The sequence below is a fragment of the Sporosarcina contaminans genome, from assembly GCF_042679045.1.
Taxonomy (GTDB): domain Bacteria; phylum Bacillota; class Bacilli; order Bacillales_A; family Planococcaceae; genus Sporosarcina; species Sporosarcina contaminans.
Map to the genome: position 1 here is coordinate 1 of NZ_JBHTLT010000077.1, position 4,182 is coordinate 4,182.

The window sequence follows — 4,182 nt, forward strand, 5'->3', positions numbered from 1 at the left end:
CGTTCGTCCTGAGCCAGGATCAAACTCTCCATAAAAGAGAAATTCGAATAGCTCGAGTTTCTTGCTGGCATCTTGTTAAGATGTCAATTTTGAATCCGAAGATTCATTTTGTCTCTTCCGCCGACAGGGTCGGCTTTGAGACTTTATTTGTTGACGTTTTGCTGTTCAGTTTTCAAGGTTCATTTACCGTCGTTTTTGACGGCGACTTTTCTATCTTAACACTTCGGATCTCTATCGTCAAGTGTTTCCGAAAAAGTTTTTTTAGATAATTATTGGAGCGGGTGAAGGGAATCGAACCCTCATCATCAGCTTGGAAGGCTGAGGTTTTACCACTAAACTACACCCGCGTATATTTTATAAATGTATGGCGCGCCCGACAGGAGTCGAACCCATAACCTTCTGATCCGTAGTCAGACGCTCTATCCAATTGAGCTACGGGCGCTCATTATAAATCAAAGTTTGGTGCGGTAAAGAGGACTTGAACCTCCACGGGGTTAACCCCCACTAGGCCCTCAACCTAGCGCGTCTGCCATTCCGCCACTACCGCATGATCATTATGCGACAAACTTTATTATACAACTCTCTATTCATTTGTCAATAAGTTTTTTAGAAAGAATGGTGAGCCATACAGGATTCGAACCTGTGACCCTCTGATTAAAAGTCAGATGCTCTACCGACTGAGCTAATGGCTCGTATATATTGTTTGGAAAGGTTTTTTCGTCAATCTTGCTACTAATACCTCGTGGTGTTTCTTTCTAAATGAAGAGTCACGATTTGCTCCTAATACCTTCCGGCATTACTCGCAAACCATTCTTTTCGTGGAGCGAAAAAAATGATTGGCTGGGGTAGCTGGATTCGAACCAACGAATGACGGAGTCAAAGTCCGTTGCCTTACCGCTTGGCTATACCCCAACGGATTAGCATTACGTAAACTCACAGTTTGTTGTTTCCCTTTTATACTGTGTTCCAAACTCGGAATAATATACTATAAAAAATGGTGACCCCTACGGGATTCGAACCCGTGTTACCGCCGTGAAAGGGCGGTGTCTTAACCGCTTGACCAAGGGGCCGTTTAGTTATTTCATTCATGTTCGATCGAGAAGCTGTTTCGCATTTCCTAATCGACTTTTTCTATTATAGACACACTTGATTCATTCGTCAACACTTTTATTGAAATTAATCTATAATCAATAAAGAAATGCATAAGACCGCGTTTCGCGGCCTTATATCATCTAATAACCTTAATACATTTCATAGAAACGTTCCACTTCAATGATGAATAGCATCTTACAATTTTAAGGGGGTAGATCAATTACTCATACAATCCATTTGCGTTTGCTGATTAAAGACTAACGTAAACAATTTCACCTTTGCATTTTCCGCATCTATACTTTCGCACGTCCATTCTCCGCCGTCTTTTATAAACGAAAGAACATGATTTGCATTGATAAGTGTGGATAACGGATTGCTGCTTTGGCTTGGCCTGCAACGGTTTGCAATATCTTGGTGATCCGGTTTGCTGCAGCAGCATTTTAAAATCTGCGTCTCCATGTTTATAGCCTTTTCCTTCAAGGTGCAAATGGTAGTGGCATAACTCGTGTTTAATAATCCCGATTAATTCTTCTTCGTCATATAACTCGATTACCTTTGGATTAATTTCAATCGAGCCATCAGAAAGCTTATATCTTCCTCCTGTCGTTCGCAAACGGCCGTTAAAGGAAGCTTCGTGACGGAATGTTTTTCCGAAGTGCTCCAAAGACAATTGTTCGACAAGCAATTGCAAATCCTTATTATCCATATCTAAACTTCAATCTGCCTTATTTGGACGCTGGTGGGATCATTGTTAATGAAATACGCCCTTTTTGCTTGTCTACTGCTTCAACCCAAACCGTTACGATATCTCCGGAAGCCACGACATCTAATGGATGTTTGACAAACCCCTTTTTGAGCTTCGATATATGAACTAACCCATCCTCATGTACACCAATATCGACAAAAGCCCCGAAGTCTACAACGTTTCGGACAGTCCCTTGCATTTCCAAACCTTCATAAAGATCTTTCATATCCAATACATCCGCTTTTAGCAAAGGTTGAGGATAGTCATCCCGCGGATCTCGGTTCGGGCGTTTAAGTGTATCAACAATATCCCGCAACGTCACTTCCCCGACTTCCAACTTTTTGGCTGTCGCCTCGATGTCGAGATCAGTTAACGCTGCTACAGCTTCTTCTTTTCCTAATTGATCTTTTGTAATGCCCGCCACTTCCAAAATGCGCTCGGCAACCGCATAACTTTCCGGGTGGATGCCTGTTGCATCAAACTTGTCCTTCGCTTCAGGAATACGCAAAAATCCGATTGCTTGTTCATAGGTCTTCGCTCCGAGACGCGGAACTTTCTTCAATTGCGTCCTTTTTTGAAACAGCCCATTCTCTTCCCGTGCTTTTACGATATTATCAGCTACCGTTTTTGACAGCCCTGCCACGTATTGTAACAATGAAGAAGATGCAGTATTAACATTCACCCCTACCCGGTTAACAGCAGTTTCAACAACAAAGGATAAAGACTCGGACAGTTTCTTCCTTGCAACATCATGCTGATATTGGCCAACGCCAATTGATTCCGGGTCAATTTTGACTAATTCCGATAGCGGATCCTGCAATCTCCGCGCAATGGAAACCGCACTTCTTTGCTCTACCTGCAAATCAGGAAACTCCGCCCTTGCCTGTTCAGATGCAGAGTATACACTGGCACCCGCCTCATTGACAATGACATAGGATGCTTTGTGAGGCGAATCCTTCAGGCAATCAGCAATAAACTGTTCTGTTTCTCTTGAAGCCGTTCCATTCCCGATCGCGATCAACGGGATTGAATACTTTTCAAGCAATGAGAGAACTGTCTTTTTCGAACCTGCTTTATCAGGTTTTGGCTGATGCGGATAAATAACTGCGATTTCAAGCATTTTACCGGTTTCATCTATGACTGCTAACTTACAGCCTGTCCGGAATGCAGGGTCAACGCCCAACACCATTCTTCCTTTAAGCGGCGGCTGCAGTAATAGGCTTTTCAAGTTTTCGGAGAATACATGAATCGCCTGTGCTTCAGCTTTTTCTGTTAATGCAGCACGCACTTCCCGTTCAACAGATGGTGCGATCAATCGTTTAAATGAATCCTCTATTGCCTCTTTTACTTGAGTAGCAGAAGCAACATGCGATTTCTTTATTACTTTGCGTTCAATTTCTGAAATGATTCTTTCTGAGGGGAATGCCACCCCAATCCGGAGAACCTCTTCTTTCTCTCCTCTATTTAACGCCAACACGCGATGTGGAACGATGCGCTTCACAGGTTCTTCGTAGTCATAATACATTTCGTAAACAGAACGCTCATCTTCTGCGCCTTTTCGAAGTGCCGAAGTAATTTTCGCATCCGACCAAGTTAGCTTCCGGACACTTTCCCTTAAAGATGCGTCGTCCGCAATTCGCTCAGCGATAATATCACGAGCGCCGGATAAAGCTTCTTCTATAGAAGGTACATTTAATTCCTCGTTGACAAATGGAACTGCCATTTCCTCAGGTAACGCATTTGAAAAAGTGAGCAATTGTTCTGCAAGTGGCTCAAGCCCGCTCTCAATCGCAACCATTGCTCGAGTCCGTCTTTTTTGTTTATACGGACGGTACAAGTCTTCCACCCGTTGTAAAACGGTCGCCTGCTCAATGTCCTTCTTGAGTTCATCTGTCAGTTTTCCTTGTTCTTCAATAAGCCGGATGACTTCCTCTTTCCTTTGCTCCAACCCTTTTTCATAGTTATATGCTTCTTCTATCGCTTTAATTTGGACTTCATCAAGGGAGCCGGTCGCTTCCTTGCGATACCTTGCTATAAACGGAACTGTATTTCCTTCATCTAAAAGTGCGATTACATTCGCCGTTTGCTTTGAACTAATAGATGCTCTTTTCGCCGTGGCTTCAATAATTTTAGTCACCGCATTCACCACTCCTTCCGATATGTACATGTTACCATACATGGATGAATTTCATTTATTTACAGCCAATCATACGCAGGGATTAATTTCTTCGGTTGCTTTTAATGGTTCTAAATCAAATGTTGGGGTGATGTGATTTGCACGTCACCCTTTTACTTAGGTACCGCTGAGTAATGTTGATTTGCGCTACAGGGCGGACGCTTTCCGC

General features: G+C 43.0%; 2 protein-coding genes and 6 tRNA genes. All 8 read right to left on the bottom strand.

Annotated elements, in window-relative coordinates; all coding sequences use genetic code 11:
• Positions 1-273 precede the first annotated feature (273 nt).
• The 8 genes from ACFQ38_RS11495 to ACFQ38_RS11530 all read right to left on the bottom strand — a co-directional run bounded on the left by ACFQ38_RS11495 (position 274) and on the right by ACFQ38_RS11530 (position 3,974).
• Positions 274-347: transfer RNA gene (locus tag ACFQ38_RS11495), tRNA-Gly, on the bottom strand.
• Positions 348-365: 18 nt separating this feature from the next.
• Positions 366-442: transfer RNA gene (locus ACFQ38_RS11500), tRNA-Arg, on the bottom strand.
• 18 nt (positions 443-460) lie between these two features.
• Positions 461-547: transfer RNA gene (locus ACFQ38_RS11505), tRNA-Leu, on the bottom strand.
• A 69-nt stretch (positions 548-616) separates the two neighbouring features.
• A tRNA-Lys gene (locus ACFQ38_RS11510) sits at positions 617-692 on the bottom strand.
• A 145-nt stretch (positions 693-837) separates the two neighbouring features.
• Positions 838-912: transfer RNA gene (locus ACFQ38_RS11515), tRNA-Gln, on the bottom strand.
• Positions 913-995: 83 nt separating this feature from the next.
• Positions 996-1,070: transfer RNA gene (locus tag ACFQ38_RS11520), tRNA-Glu, on the bottom strand.
• A gap of 272 nt (positions 1,071-1,342) precedes the next feature.
• A complete protein-coding gene (locus ACFQ38_RS11525; protein ID WP_336824393.1) occupies positions 1,343-1,798 on the bottom strand; it encodes a SprT family protein in 456 nt (151 codons plus the stop codon).
• A 19-nt stretch (positions 1,799-1,817) separates the two neighbouring features.
• Complete coding sequence (locus tag ACFQ38_RS11530; RefSeq protein ID WP_381481016.1) at positions 1,818-3,974, bottom strand: Tex family protein; 2,157 nt, start codon at positions 3,972-3,974, stop codon at positions 1,818-1,820.
• Positions 3,975-4,182: the final 208 nt, after the last annotated feature.

Bases quoted from the DNA above. Each gene is read 5' to 3' on its own strand.
- ACFQ38_RS11525 (WP_336824393.1), bottom strand. From the start codon at position 1,798: ATGGATAATAAGGATTTGCAATTGCTTGTCGAACAATTGTCTTTGGAG.